The sequence below is a fragment of the Fulvivirga sediminis genome (assembly GCF_016757215.1).
Taxonomy (GTDB): Bacteria; Bacteroidota; Bacteroidia; order Cytophagales; family Cyclobacteriaceae; genus Fulvivirga; species Fulvivirga sediminis.
In genome coordinates this window covers 106188-120843 of record NZ_JAESIY010000001.1, presented here as the reverse complement: position 1 = coordinate 120843, position 14656 = coordinate 106188, and the positions used below count along the sequence as shown (strand labels likewise).

Below are 14656 nucleotides of genomic sequence, written 5' to 3'. Positions count from 1 at the left end.
AAGCCTTTAACTATACTGATTCTTTTTATTCTTTAACTTTGCGCCTTTAATTTTGTTGAAAGCTAAGTGAAAGCAGGAGAACTTCTTAAACTTTATAAAGCAGATAGTATTATCCAAACCATGGCTGAAGTAACAAAGCCTAATGAGGATAAGTGTGTTCAATTAAAAGGGTTAAGGGGCAGTTTAGATGCTATATTAGTAGCAGTTCTATACCAAATCAACCACCAAAACCACCTAATAGTACTGCATGATAAAGAAGAGGCAGCTTACTTTCACAGCGATCTTCAAAACCTACTCTCTGGCAAAGAGGTACTATTCTTCCCTACTTCTTACAAACGTCCCTATCAGTTTGAAGAAACTGAAAATGCCAATGTACTTATGCGGGCCGAAATCCTCAATAGGGTAAATCATAAGGCATCATCTGGTGAAATTATAGTTACTTACCCTGAGGCTTTAACCGAAAAAGTAATCAATAAAAAATCATTATTGAAGAACACTTTCTCAGCTAAAGTAGGTGAAGAAGTAGATATTGAATTTCTGGCTGAATTACTGCTTTCTTATGATTTTGAAAAAACTGACTTTGTTTACGAAGCAGGACAGTTTGCAGTAAGAGGAGGTATAATTGATATCTTTAGTTATGCACAAGATCTTCCCTACAGATTAGAGTTATTCGGTAGTGAAATTGAAAGCATAAGAACATTTGATCCTTCTACGCAACTTTCGGTAGAACCGGTAAAAGAGATCAACTTGATACCCAATGTGCAAACTAAATTAATAGCTGAGGAGAGACAAGGTTTCATAGATTTTCTTCCTAGAAATACTAAAATCTGGTTTAAAGACTATCAACAGTCTATTGATGTAATAGACGCATATTTTGACAAAGCCAAAGACAGTTTTGATGAAATACTAGAGGAAAGCGGTGATACACAGATAGTGTTAAACCCTTCTGATTTGTTTGAAACTTCAAAAAGCTTTGAATCTCAAACCAAAGAGTTAAGTAAAATAGAATTTGGCAATAGATTCTATCTAAAGTGCAGTGAAACATTTGATTTTTCAGCCGAACCTCAGCCTTCATTTAATAAAGACTTTAAACTTCTCTCTCAAAACTTATCTGATAATCAGGACAAAGGCTTTACCACGCTTATTGCCTCAGATTCTCAGCAGCAACTCACACGGCTTCATTCTATTTTTGAAGAAATAGATCACACCAGTGATTTTCAGGATTTAAACATCAGCTTAAGAGAAGGTTTCATAGATCAAATCCTTAAAATAGCTTGCTATACAGATCATCAGCTGTTTGAGCGTTTTCACAGATATAAGACCAAAGACAAACACTCTAAATCTAAGGCACTTACTCTAAAAGAGCTTCGTACCCTACAGCCTGGTGATTTTGTCACACATATAGATTATGGTATAGGCAAATTCGCCGGCCTTGAAAAACGAGAAAGCAACGGAAAAGAGCAAGAGGCGATTAGACTAATCTATAGAGATGATGACTTACTATATGTAAGCATTCACTCTATACATAAGATATCTAAATATACAGGCAAAGAAGGAACTCCTCCAGCTATTAGTAAGCTGGGATCTCCTGAATGGGAGAACAAAAAGAAAAAGGTTAAAAAGCAAGTTGCTGATATAGCCAAAGACTTAATAGAACTCTACGCTAAAAGAAAAAAGGCCCCAGGGTTTGCCTTTAGCAAAGACAGCTTCATGCAAGCGGAGTTAGAATCTTCATTTATTTATGAAGACACTCCTGATCAAGCTAAAGCTACCGATGATGTGAAGGAAGACATGCAGCAACAGCACCCTATGGACAGGCTGGTATGTGGTGATGTAGGGTTTGGAAAAACTGAAATAGCGATAAGAGCTGCTTTTAAGGCCGTAACTGATAGTAAACAAGTAGCTGTTTTGGTGCCAACCACCATACTAGCTATGCAACATTATAACACTTTTAAAGACAGGCTTTCAAGTTTTCCTGTTAATATCGAATACATTAACAGATTCAAAACGACCAAAGAAATAAGAGAGACTTTAAAAAAGGTTAAAGAAGGAAAGACTGATATATTAGTAGGTACCCACAGAATAGTAAGCAAAGATGTTCAATTCAAAGATCTAGGTTTAATGATCATTGATGAAGAACAAAAATTTGGCGTTAAAGTAAAAGAAAGACTCAAGGAATTACGGGTAAACGTGGATGCGCTAACACTCACAGCTACACCTATTCCTCGTACTCTACATTTCTCGCTCATGGGAGCCCGAGATTTAAGTATTATTTCTACACCTCCACCAAATAGACAACCTGTAACAACCGAGCTGCACACTTTTAACGAAGAAATAGTGAGGGATGCCATAAGCTATGAATTAAGAAGAGGCGGACAAGCCTTCTTTGTACATAACAGGGTGGGCGATATTGAAGAAGTAGCTAATATAATTCTAAGGCTCGTACCTGACTCCAGAGTAGGCATTGCCCATGGCCAAATGGATGGTCCTGTGCTAGAAAAAGCCATGATGAAGTTTATCGCAGGGGAATATGATGTGCTAGTTTCTACAAATATTATAGAATCTGGATTAGACATTCCAAATGCCAACACCATTATTATAAATCGAGCGCACATGTTCGGTCTTTCTGATCTACACCAGATGCGTGGCAGAGTAGGAAGAAGCAATAAGAAGGCTTTTTGTTATTTATTAACACCTCCTACCATAGCACTTTCATCTGACGCCAGAAAAAGACTGAGTACTCTTGAAGAGTTTTCTGACTTGGGGGATGGTTTCAAAGTAGCTATGCGTGACCTCGACATTCGTGGTGCAGGAAATCTATTAGGAGCAGAGCAAAGCGGATTTATATCTGACCTTGGTTTTGATATGTATCATAAAATATTGGACGAGGCCGTTCAGGAACTTAAAGAAACTGAGTTTAAAGATCTTTTCGTAAAAGAACTTTCCGAAGCAGCCAAGGTCATAGTACAAGACTGTAATATAGAAACAGACCTTGAAGTAATTATTCCTGATCAATACGTAAGTAATATTTCAGAAAGATTAAGCCTATACTCCAAGCTAGACAATATTAAAACGGAAGAAGAACTGAAAGCATTTACAGAATCGATGATTGACAGGTTTGGACCTCTGCCAGAATCTGTAAAAGAACTCATTGAAACTGTGAGGTTAAGGTGGCTAGCTGAAAAACTTGGATTTGAGAAACTTACCCTTAAATCTGAAAAAATGAAGGGTTATTTCGTAAGCTCGGATAAAGAGGAATATTTTAAATCTGAAACCTTCGGAAGAATCCTCGCTTACGTTCAGACCAACCCTAAAACCTGTCGATTAAAGGAAGTAAAAGACAAGCTAATACTTACAATACAGGAAGTTTTAAGTGTAAATCAGGCAATAGATATATTAAGCCACATCACCGGAAAAAAATAATTAAACTGCTAATTCCCCAATCTGAATGGCGTCTAAGTATGGGCCTAATCCAGTAGCCGAGTCAAAAGCATTTATTCCTAGCACTTTATTCTCAAATGGTGCATAACATACCTCTACAAAATAACCTGCAAGATAATATAGGTAAAATTTATTTTCGTCTTCAGTTCTATAAATCAAATAGTCTGCAAACACGGTTATAAAATCACATTTCTTGTCAAAAGGTAGTGTTTTAAAGTCATCCAACGGTATCATATCAACTGGTTTTAAATTTGAATCTTTACACAACCAATGTAAACACTATGCCAGCAGTCAAAACCCGCAGAACAACCAAAAAATAACGATTTTTCTACATTTCAATTCCAATATTAACCACTATTCTCCCAAAATGGGATTCTATTCATCGATAATTATGTCGCTTTATGGAAGCATTCTGCTCTTTAAAAGCTCATTAGTTCTTTGAACCGTTGAGTTTGTCTTCGGGAAACATCCACTTCCTGTCCACCTTTCATATAAATCTTGATACTCCCGCTAAACCATGGCTCTATTCTATCTACCCACTTCAAATTAATAATCTGCTGCCGATTGGCTCTGAAAAAAGTTTTCGTGTCCAAACGAGATTCCAGATAGTTCAGTGTCCGGGGTATCATTGGTTTATGTTCATCAAAATATAACTTGGTATAGTTTCCGTCTACCTCCAACATGCGAACATTAGCAAGCTGCACAAACCAGCAATTATCACCATCTTTTACAAATACCTGATCATTAGCAGTCATTCGGTCCCCGTCATCCTTTGCTTCATCCTTAGTTATTTTTTCGCCCACCTTACTCACAGCACCAGCTAGCCTATCCTTTTGTATAGGCTTTTGCAGATAATCGAGCGCATTGTATTCAAAAGCCTTTATAGCATATTCATCATATGCCGTGGTAAAAACTATATATGGAATGTGTTCAAGCTCTTCTAGTAATTCAAATCCATTCTTTCCAGGCATCTGAATATCAAGAAAAACCAAATCAGGTTTCTCAACTTCTATCTTTTCCTTCGCCTCCATTGCATTAGCAGCTTCACCAATCACATTTACATGATCAAACTCTTTCAATAATCTCTTTAGCTCATTCCTGGCTAACCTTGAATCATCTACTACTAATGTTCTCATAATTTTCTATGTTAATGGAATAGTAAATCTGGCAGAAACAAAATTACTATCCAGGTTTTCAATTTTTAAATCAGATAATTTTCCAAATAAGAGCTTTAACCTATCAGAGGCATTTTTCAAGCCTATACCTGTACTGTTAGTGGTAGTCTTTAATTGGCCACTATTTATCACTTCTATAGTAAGGGCACCTTGCCCCAAATACGATTTGATATGAATTGTGCCTCCATCAGGCAAATCAGATATACCATGTTTTATAGCATTCTCTACCAGCAACTGAACCGCCATAGGAGGAATTTCCAAATCTAACGTTTCCGGTTTGATCTCCAATTTATAGTTAAGCCTATCTTCAAGCTGGATAGATTCCAGATTCAAGTAATTTTGAACTATTTCCAATTCACTTTCTAAGGAAACCTTTTCCATATCATTAAACTGTATGGAATATCTTAAAAGACCTGACAAATGTGTGATCATATCTCTGGCCTTTTCCGGATTCTCTACTACAAGGGACCTGATATTATTTAAACTATTAAATATAAAATGCGGGTTTATTTGAGATTTCAGAGCAATAAGTTCTGCATCTTTAACTGCTGCTTGAAGCTTCCATTTTTCGATTTCTGTTCTTTTAAAATTTATAAAAACCTGAAACAAAAAATATATAAGTGACCAGCCCAATATCATTATAGAAAGATTAAAAGTGACCAATAAGGCCATAAACCAAGAAAACTCACTATCAGCATTGGTTTGAAAAAAAACAAAATTAATTGGTAGCACTACCACGGACCAGATCACTGCCAATACAAATGAAGCTAACAAAACCCTCACGGCTAATTTAAAAAGGCCTAATCTAAGCCAATTATACTTTTTAACATGAGCCCTATAAAAATGGGTTATGAGTAAGCCTACAAGTACAGTATTCAAATAGCCAAGGAATACTGCTGATTTAAAACCAGAAACGTATGATGCAATAGAAACATATATCAAATAAAATAATAACCAGCCCACGCCTTGGAAAAGCCAATACAGTTTCTTTTTATTAAAATTATCAATGGTTATCATTTCGTTGGTTTACCAAAAGGAGCAATTAAGTATATACAGTCTCAAATATTATATAAGTTGATTTAAAAGTAAATCAATACTAATTATGCGGCTTGGGGATTTGTTAAGTGGTTTTTTAGTCTTCTCGCGTATTCTATAAAAGTATTATGGGCTATTATGATATGCTGAATCATTTTCTGCTTATATAGAAGTGAGCATATTTTTTAGTAATTTTGGCACTCTTTGGTAGCTATTCACAAAATGATAATATTTAAAAATCTATCTTTTGTTTAATAATTATCAAATAGAAATGTTATTTTGGCTACCAAATAACTTGTATTGGATATATTTATATCACTATATTAGTGTTTGCATTTGATTTTTTTGAATAAATAAAACAGGTATGAAAAGAACTGCAAGCTTTTTTAAAAGTGCTTTGTTAGTTGTCAGTGGTTCAATGTTGCTTACTTCGTGTTTTATGGGTGGAAGTAGTAGACCTACCAGTGTACACCCGGGAGCCGTAAGTACAGCCACCGGATTGGCTTATAATGATGAGGATAATAATGGATTTATGGTAAACCCATATGCAGGTCAGCCTGAAGGTCCTAATTTGCGTTTTATTGAAGGTGGTAGAGCTGTTATAGGCTCTTACGAAGAGGATGTACTTAAAAGACGAGACAATATAGAGAGAACTGTTTCAGTGGCTTCTTTCTATATGGATGAAACAGAAATTGCAAACATCCACTGGTTAGAATATCTACACTATCTCAATGTGTCTGATTCTTCAAGAGAGGTATATATGTCTGCCTTACCAGATACCTCAGTTTGGGTAAGTAGATTAGCATATAACGATCCTTATGTAGACCACTACCTTAGATATCCTGGCTTTAGATATTTCCCTGTAGTGGGTGTTAGCTGGGTACAAGCAAATAACTATGCAGAATGGAGAACTAGGGCCGTAAACATGAAAATGGCTGAAGATTCTGGTGAAGAATATGCTGAAACGGATGGAAGAATTCCTTTAGAGTCAGGTGTGGTACTTCCAAACTACAGACTACCTTCAGAAGCTGAGTGGGAATATGCTGCTACCGCACTTATTGGTACTCAGTGGTTAGATGAGAACCAAACACACCAAAGAGTATACCCTTGGGATGGACACGCTTTAAGAAATCCATATGGTAAAGAAATGGGTTATTTCTTGGCTAACTTCAAAAGGGGACGTGGTGACTATGCTGGTATAGCGGGTAAATTAAACGATGGAGCATTAATTACCTCATATATTTACGAGTTTCCTCCTAACGACTTCGGTCTTTATAATATGGCTGGTAACGTAAGTGAGTGGGTTCTGGATGTATACAGACCTATGTCATTCCAGGATTTTGATGATCTTAATCCAATCCGAAGAGATGGTTATATGGATGAGACTAGAAATGCAGCAACTGGAGAACAATATTATAATAGTGATAGAGAAAATAATCCTGAAGGCTTTACTTCATTGATTACTGACGAAGCAAGAGTTTATAAAGGTGGTTCTTGGAAAGATGTTGCTTACTGGATGTCACCTGGAACAAGAAGATATCTTGATCAAGATTCATCTACTGCAACTATAGGATTTAGATGTGCTATGATTAGAGCTGGTTCTAATTATTAATTACCAGCCTGAAAATATACACAACCCCATTCGTTCACTCGGATGGGGTTTTTTATTGCTCAAAATCTACTATTATTCCCACACTTTGATCATATTCAACATCTCGAAGATTTTCATATATGAAAAATTTTATTGAGAAAGCTTATTTATATTTTGATCCAACATGTCGAACAAGTTATTCTATATTTTGACAAGAGCTTTTGAATAAATTCTTAAACACTAGATTATATTCTATTTCTAGCTGCAATATTACGAGCTGATTCCGGTACCATTCTTTTCTGGACTCTCTGTTCTATAGATAAAAATCAAGTCACTATAGACGTGAACAGATTTATAAAACAGCTAGATTATCCTATTCTTTCAACAACTTAATGGCCAATTCCAAGCCGATTTCAAATCTAATTTGCATAGTTAAAACCAGCTATAGCAGCATGCAAAAGATAAAGTGGATAAACGGAAGGAACCAATTTATACGAAAAATCGGTATATATATAAAATATTTTAATCGCCAGCACGACTTTAATGATATAGTATATGTTAGGATTTCAATCTAACCATAATTCTAATTTTAACGTATCAATCAAAAGACAGCAACTAACTCCTTACGCATAATGAAGACCTGTTTTTCCTATCCCTACACTATTCCTTTTAAATCGGTGCTTAACCTATCCGGTTTAATAGACTATTGGGAGGTCAATCTTGATGAAAACGGAACGTTCTCTGGCTATCCGGCAGAAAAAATCAAGACGTTAATCAATGGGGCCCCTGAGCTCAGGCAGCCCATTGAGGACCTTAGCATCGTAGACAAGCACAAAGAGCTTGTAGGCCTCCTTATGAGCGTTATTTTTCCTCCAGCTCTTATAGAATCAGAAATTGCAGCAGCCATTTTACCGTTTAGCGCAGAAGGTTTCTATGCTACTCCAAGATATGCTCATTTACTTCCGTTTGGAAAGGTGAGAGAAGATCTGGAAGCCAATATTCCTAAAAATGATATTGCTAAAGGGAAAATACGCATGGCTTGTTTATATATTTTAAACAAATACTATGGAACTAACTTTGAAATAGACCAACCGATAGTTATAAGTATACCTGATGGCAAAACAGGCTTAAGAAGGGTATACAAAATTGATATTAATACTCAATTTGCTGATGTTATCACTCTTTCTGAGCCTCAACCTATTGATAAGAAGGTTATAAATATGCTATTGAGTAATATCGATGACATAGATTTATGGCTCAAATATATTGATCCTGAAGTTTTTGAATTTCAAGGATTTTGCATCATGAGGTTAACAGATGTAACTATAGAAGAAATGCTATCTTCTGTGAAATATGATTTATTAAAAAAGAATGCCGTAACTGATCAAGAAAATTTCATTTCTATCCGTGAAAAAATCCGCTCTATATTTGGTATGCCAAACCTACAGCTTGGTTTATCTTACTTTGATCCTAACTACAATATTATTTCAAATTATGGTGAGGACAATTGGAGTAGTTTTTTGATGGATCCAGAAGATGATCGTTTGGAGTGTGAAAACTTAATTGATTCGATATATGTAAAAGCTTATACTGATAAAAAACCTGTTATAATAGAAGAGCTATCAGACTATGATAGCTGTGGTTGTATTGAAAACGGTCTGCTGAGACTTGGCATTCAAAATGTAGTAATAGCCCCTCTCGTTCATGAAGGCAAAGTACTGGGCATTATAGAATTGGGTAGCCCTGAGCCAGGGAAACTCAATGCACTTACCGCGGCCAAATTATATAGCGTATTGCCTATGTTCACCGCCGCCGTAAGAAGGGTACTATCTGATATGCAAACAGAAGTACGTGCGCTAATACAGGAAGAGTGCACTGCTATACATCCTACTGTGGAATGGAAATTTATTGAAAGTGGCTTTAACTTAATGCATAAAAGAAGAAAAGGAATTAAAGCCAAGTTTGAAGAGATCGTATTCCCTAAAGTTTATCCTATCTATGGTTTGGCTGATATTAGAAATTCTAGCGGAGAAAGGTCTGCAGCCATTCAAATGGATCTCATCAATAACCTCGAGCAGGTTAAAAAAGTCATAGATACTATCATGACTTATAAAAACATTCCCATTCTGGATGAAATTAATTTTAGAGTTGAAAAGCAGATTGATCAACTTTCTAAAGGTTTAAATTCTGGAGATGAATCTGGAATACTAGAGTTCCTTAGGGAAGAAGTAAGTTCAATATTCAAATTTTTCAAGAAAGATGAGCTGTTAAGGCCTATTATAAATAACTATGAAAAGCTGCTTGATCCAAATTTGGGAGTAATTTATAATAAGCGAAAAGATTTTGAGGAAAGCCTTACACTCATCAATGACCACATCACTACTTATCTTGATAAAGTGGAAGAAGATGCTCAGGAGATATTTCCTCATTATTATGAAAAATATAAAACTGATGGTGTAGAGTACAATATCTACCTAGGAGGCTCATTGGTTCAAGAGCATAATTTTGACATTATATACTTGAAAAATTTCAGGCTTTGGCAGCTGATTACTCAATGTGAAATAGCTGTTAACATCGCCAAGTTGAAACCTTCCTTACCTAGACCATTAGACATCACACAGCTTATACTTGTGCATGGAGAACCTTTATCTATAAAGTTTAGAAGAGATGAAAAGCACTTTGATGTAGATGGTGCCTATAATATCAGTTATGAAATAGTAAAAAAACGCATTGATAAGGCATTTATAAAAGATTCGGATGAGCGGCTTACTCAACCAGGAAGACTAGCCATAGTATATACACAACAAAAAGAAGCTGAGGAATATGTAGGCTATATCAATTACCTGCAATCTATAGGGTATCTCACTGAAAACGTAGAATTTCTAGAGCTAGAAGAGTTACAAGGTGCTAATGGCTTAAAAGCGATTCGAGTAGAAATCAATTTAAACACTTCTGCAAAACAATTTGGTAGTGATCTACTTAAATCGGTACTAGAACAAATAGAAGCTTAAAAGTTGTATTTCGACAGATACTTTGAGAAAAAGAAAATTACTCGGAAATTGCAGCTGTTTATCGACTTATATCATTCACCAAATAGCAAGAAATTCTAAACATTAAAGCTATTTAGGCGTTTGAATTAGGTATAAACAACCTTAAATACTGTTAACAAATAACTTAAACAATGAAAAAGGTATTAAGAAGTACAATTTTAATAGCGCTAGTTTTTTTTGGCTTTAATTTAAAAACCAACGCACAAGGCTTTGAGCCTGGTCAAGGTTTCAGACAAGTAAACTTTGGGCTCGGATTTTCAGATTGGGGTGTACCTGTATATGCAGGAATGGATTTTGGAGTATCTGACAAAGTTACTATTGGTCCAAGAGTTAGTTACAGAAGACGTGGTGAGGACTTTTGGGTTGGCGGCAGACGCTATGATTACCACTATAATATCTTCAATATAGGCTTCAGGGGAGACTATCATTATGGTGGCCATATTAGTGGGTTGCCACAAGAACTAGATTTATATGGTGGACTTACTTTAGGTGCAACTATTTGGGGAGATAACTATGATGGACCCGGTAATGATTTAGAAGACTCAGGAGCCTTAGTAAAAGTGCAAGCAGGTGGAAGATGGTATTTTTCTAAGCAATGGGCCGCTAATGCTGAACTATATAGTGGAAACAGATTTTCAGGACTTGACTTTGGTCTTTCTTACTCATTCTAAGAGTATTATAAAATCATAAATACTAGAAGCTAAGCTCATATGGGCTTAGCTTTTTTTGTATTAATCGAGTTTTAATTAAACTTTTCTTATTTTTCATGGTTATATATTTATAACCAAAGTACGATAGCCATGAAAAAGCATACTCTCGAAAACACCAGTTTTTATTATGGACTGCTTACAGCGGCAGGACTAATAGCATTCTTTTTTTTAATGCGCCTTACCGGATGGATACATATATACGAACTGAGAGCCCTCAATTATGTATTTGTCTTCTCCGGCATATTTATGGCTATCAAAAGCTTTAAGCAGCATAACAGAAATTCCTTCGCGTATTTCAATGGATTGGGTGTAGGCATCGCCACATCTGCTATTGCACTTTTTATATTTTCTGCATTTGTAATTATATACCTGCTTATTGATGTCAACTTCATGAATGAATTAAAACAATTCGAATATTTCGGCCCTTATTTAAATCCATTTATATCAGGAGTAGTAATTCTTTTTGAAGGCACATTTTCAGGGATACTTACTTCATTTATCTTGATGCAATATTATAAATATAGCCACCTGAAAGAAATGGAAAAACCTATTCCTTAAGAAATTAGCACTTATAATTTTAAAGAGGCCGATTCCGATGAATCGGTCTTTCTGTTTATGTCAAATAATATTAAGTTTTAGATTTACTTAAACATTCTACCAAATATTTTGTCGTATAAGCCAGATGTAGACCTCTACATATCAATATTTTAAGAGTGGGTAAACTTATATCAAATAATACTAAAATAAAGCTGAGAACTGTGCTATTCATAACACTAAGTTGGATAGCTCTGAGTGTGCTAATTGTATATTATAATCACATGCTTAAGTTATCTCAAGAAGCTTTTGAGTTTAATGATTATGACTTAGAAACCACACTTTACACCAGCATTCTTGCCGTTACTATTGGCGGCTTCCTCGGTGGATTTGCCATCACTTTCTTTCTAAAAGACCGGCTACGAAAACTTCCTTTAGGCCTAGTTATCATTATCAACTTACTTTCTTTCATAATCATCATTTCCGTGGTGAGCATAGCCGCATTTCTTTTTTATTATTGGGTATTCATAGGAGAATCTTATTTTGACGGCAACTTGTGGTTCAACATCACTGAGTTTGTTAGCAGCTATGCATTTGCTTTAAATGTAGTATCCTGGAGTACCATTTCTACTCTTACCATGATCATTCTTCAGATTAATGACAAGTATGGAAGAGGGGTATTCTTTGAAACACTTTTAGGAAAATATCATTCACCGATCAATGAAGAACGTATTTTCATGTTTTTAGATCTCAAATCCTCTACTACTATTGCTGAAAAGCTTGGCCATAAGCGCTATTTCAAGCTTCTTAACCGCTTTTTTGAAGATGTAACTAAAGCGATAATAGAAAGAGAAGGAGAAATTTATCAGTACGTAGGAGATGAAGTCGTAATTACCTGGAAGCTAGAATATGGTGTGAGCAAGGCCAATTGTGTGCGATGCTTTTTTGATATTGAAGATATCATTCAGCAAAAAGCTCACAAGTATATGGAAAAGTATGGAGTGACACCAAGTTTCAAGGCGGGCCTGCATTGTGGAGAAGTGACAACAGGTGAAGTAGGTACGTTTAAAAAAGACATTATTTTCACAGGGGATGTGCTTAATACCACATCACGAATAGAATCTAAGTGTAATGAATTTAACAAAAGACTACTTATATCAGGTGAGTTGGCGTTATTGCTACCCTTGAATGATGATTATGAAGTAGAAGAGTTAGGAGACCTAGACCTGCGAGGTAAGCGTAAACCGGTAAAAGTACACAGCATATCTCGCAGGTTTGTGAATGAAAATAAGGAGTTTATAACCGATGATTAAGCCTTATATTTCTTAAAAAGAGCTATGGCATTATGACCACCAAAACCAAATGTATTACTGATGGCATAATTAATATTCTTTTCTACCTTCTGTCCTAAAGTAAGGTTTATACCTTCAGGCAAATCTGGATCAACATCCTTTGTATTGATAGTAGGAGGGACCACGCCCTTTTCAATCGCTTTTACAGCTGCTATGGCTTCTACCGCCCCTGCAGCACCCAATAGGTGCCCGGTCATAGACTTAGTAGCACTTACATGCAAATGGCTTGTATTACCTTTAGAAATATTATAAATGGCTCTTAATTCTGAAGCATCACCTACTGGTGTACTAGTAGCATGCAAGTTTACATAATCAACTTCAGCCATAGTAATTTGAGCTTCATCAAGAGCCATTTGAATGGCCAGCTGAGCTCCTTCTCCTTCAGGGTGAGTAGCGGTAGCATGATAGGCATCATTAGACATGCCGGCACCCACCAGTTCAGCATATATATGTGCCCCGCGGGCTTTTGCATGCTCGTATTCTTCAAGTATTAAAGCTCCGGCACCTTCACCCATTACAAAACCATCACGATTTACATCAAAAGGTCTGCTGGCCTCGTTGGCATTATCGTTATTAGTAGACAAAGCTTTCATGGCTCCAAAACCTCCAATTCCTGCCCTTGTAATGGCTGCTTCAGAACCTCCAGCAAGCATTATATCTGTTTTGCCTAATCTGATATAATTTAATGCATCCATCAGAGCACTAGTAGAAGAGGCACAGGCTGATACTGTACAATGATTTACACCTCTAAGTCCATATTTTAATGCTATCGCACCAGAAGGAGTATCAACTAAAATTTTAGGAATAAAAAAGGGAGAGAATCTTGGTCCTCGTGTAGACTCAGCGTACTCTAGCACTTCATTTTCAAAGGTAGTAATACCTCCGTTACCAGAAGCCCATATTACGCCAAAGCGATTTGTATCTGTTTTATAAAGCTCAATTTTTGAATCTTCCATAGCTTCTTTACAAGCTATGAGCGCATATAACGTAAAAGGATCATTCTTACGAATTTCTTTTCTATCAAAATGATCCTCAAGGTTAACACCCTTTAACTCACAGGCAAACTTTGTTTTGAAAAGCTCTGTGTCAAATTTGGTGATAGGCCCGGCGCCACTGGTACCTGCCAGCAAAGCATCCCAAAAGTCAGAAACATTATTTCCAATAGGAGTTAATGCGCCTAATCCTGTTATCACTACTCTTCTAGTCATTAGTATGTATGTTTAGTTCTAATCTTAATTGATGTTTTAAACGGGTAAAATAATCTTCCTCCAAAGCACGAGTAAATTGAACCCCAGCAACGAGACTGCATAAAATTACTTTGGCCTTGTCTTTAGGTTCACCTACAAAATTGAAAGCCTCTTCTGCTACTCCTTCATTTATCACACCGATTAGCCATTCTTCTATATCATTCATGATTAACTTCAGGCGATCCTGAATAGCCTCTGTGACGGTAAAGAAAGAAGAACATAAACTCCCCAGCATACACATTTGCTGCTCTATAAGCCTAACATCATATAATTCGAAGAATGCCTCTAGCTTTTGCCAACAGCTCAGGTCTTCTATATTAGCAAACCAATTTTGAAAGCGTTCAATTTCATTATTTAATACCTCTAATCCAAGGTCCTCCTTCGTAGGAAAATAATAATGTATAGCTGCATTTTTAACATTTAAGGGTGCCGATATATCATTAAAGCTAAACCCTTTATACCCCATTTTTAGTATTTGCTCTCTGGCAAGAATAATTATTTTTTCTCTAGTATTCACAACG

The 14656-nt window shown here is 36.0% G+C and carries 11 protein-coding genes; 6 read left to right on the top strand and 5 right to left on the bottom strand.

Annotated features, from left to right (window positions below):
* The first annotated feature begins 120 nt into the window (after positions 1 to 120).
* Positions 121 to 3423 carry a transcription-repair coupling factor gene (mfd, locus tag JL102_RS00560; protein ID WP_237390272.1) on the top strand — a complete coding sequence of 1101 codons (3303 nt, stop codon included), beginning with the start codon at positions 121 to 123 and terminating at the stop codon, positions 3421 to 3423.
* On the opposite strand, the gene JL102_RS00555 is transcribed toward mfd, so the two are convergent.
* From JL102_RS00555 to JL102_RS00545, 3 genes are all read right to left on the bottom strand, one after another.
* Positions 3424 to 3675 (bottom strand): hypothetical protein, encoded by a 252-nt coding sequence (locus JL102_RS00555; protein WP_202241539.1) that lies wholly within the window; start codon positions 3673 to 3675, stop codon positions 3424 to 3426. It lies immediately after the preceding gene.
* A 185-nt stretch (positions 3676 to 3860) separates the two neighbouring features.
* Positions 3861 to 4577 (bottom strand): LytR/AlgR family response regulator transcription factor, encoded by a 717-nt coding sequence (locus JL102_RS00550; RefSeq protein ID WP_202241537.1) that lies wholly within the window; start codon positions 4575 to 4577, stop codon positions 3861 to 3863.
* A 6-nt stretch (positions 4578 to 4583) separates the two neighbouring features.
* The gene (locus tag JL102_RS00545) at positions 4584 to 5633 is read right to left on the bottom strand and encodes a sensor histidine kinase (RefSeq protein ID WP_202241535.1); all 1050 of its coding nucleotides are present in this window, start codon (positions 5631 to 5633) and stop codon (positions 4584 to 4586) included.
* Between the two features lie 382 nt (positions 5634 to 6015).
* On the opposite strand from JL102_RS00545, the gene gldJ reads away from it, so the two are divergent.
* The 5 genes from gldJ (at position 6016) to JL102_RS00520 (ending at position 12849) form a co-directional block, all read left to right on the top strand.
* On the top strand, positions 6016 to 7263 hold the full coding sequence (gene gldJ, locus JL102_RS00540; RefSeq protein WP_202241533.1) for a gliding motility lipoprotein GldJ: 1248 nt from the start codon (positions 6016 to 6018) through the stop codon (positions 7261 to 7263).
* 611 nt (positions 7264 to 7874) lie between these two features.
* Entirely contained in the window at positions 7875 to 10253 is a 2379-nt protein-coding gene (locus JL102_RS00535; RefSeq protein ID WP_202241532.1) for a GAF domain-containing protein, read from the top strand.
* 170 nt (positions 10254 to 10423) lie between these two features.
* Complete coding sequence (locus JL102_RS00530) at positions 10424 to 10963, top strand: hypothetical protein (RefSeq protein ID WP_202241531.1); 540 nt, start codon at positions 10424 to 10426, stop codon at positions 10961 to 10963.
* A gap of 129 nt (positions 10964 to 11092) precedes the next feature.
* Positions 11093 to 11560 (top strand): DUF4199 domain-containing protein, encoded by a 468-nt coding sequence (locus tag JL102_RS00525; protein WP_202241528.1) that lies wholly within the window; start codon positions 11093 to 11095, stop codon positions 11558 to 11560.
* Between the two features lie 260 nt (positions 11561 to 11820).
* Positions 11821 to 12849, top strand: coding sequence for an adenylate/guanylate cyclase domain-containing protein (locus JL102_RS00520; RefSeq protein ID WP_202241527.1), 1029 nt, complete (start codon positions 11821 to 11823; stop codon positions 12847 to 12849).
* On the opposite strand, the gene fabF is transcribed toward JL102_RS00520, so the two are convergent.
* Complete coding sequence (gene fabF / locus JL102_RS00515; RefSeq protein ID WP_202241526.1) at positions 12846 to 14096, bottom strand: beta-ketoacyl-ACP synthase II; 1251 nt, start codon at positions 14094 to 14096, stop codon at positions 12846 to 12848. The genes JL102_RS00520 and fabF overlap by 4 nt on opposite strands.
* Positions 14089 to 14652: a TetR/AcrR family transcriptional regulator gene (locus JL102_RS00510; protein WP_202241523.1), complete on the bottom strand. Its 564-nt coding sequence runs from the start codon at positions 14650 to 14652 to the stop codon at positions 14089 to 14091. Before JL102_RS00510 ends, fabF begins: the two co-directional genes overlap by 8 nt.
* Positions 14653 to 14656: the final 4 nt, after the last annotated feature.